Annotated in this window: 1 protein-coding gene; it reads left to right on the plus strand. The window is 70.0% G+C overall.

What is annotated here, in order from left to right; genetic code table 11:
• Positions 1-1,020, plus strand: a 1,020-nt coding sequence (locus AOK16_RS24340) for a GntP family permease (protein WP_055474258.1), incomplete at both ends; no start/stop codon positions are given.

Here is a 1,020-nt window from a genome sequence, read left to right on the forward strand (position 1 = left end):
GATCGCGCTGCTGCTCTTCCTCATCATCAAGGTCCGGTTGCAGCCGTTCGTCGCGCTGCTCACGGTGTCCATAGCCGTCGGCCTCGGCGCGGGGCTCTCGGTCACCGAACTCTTCGGCACGGTGCAGAAGTCCGACGCCGTCTCGATCGTCGAGTCCGGCATGGGCGGCATCCTCGGGCACGTCGCGATCATCATCGGGCTCGGCACGATGCTCGGCGCGATCCTCGAAGTGTCGGGCGGCGCCGAGGTGTTGTCCTCCCGGCTGCTGTCGCTCTTCGGCGAGCGCCGCGCCCCGCTCGCGATGGGGCTCACCGGCCTGATCTTCGGTATCCCGGTCTTCTTCGACGTCGGCATCTTCGTGCTCGCGCCGATCGTCTACGCCGCCGCCAAGCGGTCCGGCAAGTCGCTCCTGCTGTACGCGATGCCGCTGCTGGCGGGGCTCTCGATGACCCACGCGTTCCTGCCGCCGCACCCGGGACCGGTGGCGGCCGCGGGGCTGTTCGGGGTCGACCTGGGGTGGGTCATCCTGATGGGCGTCCTGGTCGGCATCCCGTCGGTGCTGGCGGCGTGGGGGTACGCGGCGTGGATCGGCAAGCGGATCTTCGTGCCGGTGCCGCAGGACATGGTCGAGGCCACGGAGGAGGCGAAGGCGGCCGTCGCCGCGGACCAGTCGGCGGCGGGGCGCGCGGCGCGGGAGACGCCGGTGTCGCTGGGGACGGTGCTGCTGGTCATCGGTACGCCGCTGGTGCTGATCCTCGCGGCGACCTTCTCGTCCATCGCGCTGGACCCGTCGACCTTCCGGTCGGTCGTGGAGTTCTTCGGTAACCCGTTCGTGGCGCTGACGATTGCGCTACTCATGGCGTACTACCTGCTCGGTATCCGCCGCGGTTGGTCGCGCAAGTCCCTGGAGAGCGTGTCCACTTCCTCGCTCAAGCCGGTGGGGAACATCCTGCTGGTCGTCGGCGCGGGTGGGGTGTTCGGCGCGGTGCTGAAGGGGAGCGGGGTCGCCCAGGCGCTCTC

This window comes from Streptomyces pathocidini, from assembly GCF_001418495.1.
Classification (GTDB): domain Bacteria; phylum Actinomycetota; class Actinomycetes; order Streptomycetales; family Streptomycetaceae; genus Streptomyces; species Streptomyces pathocidini.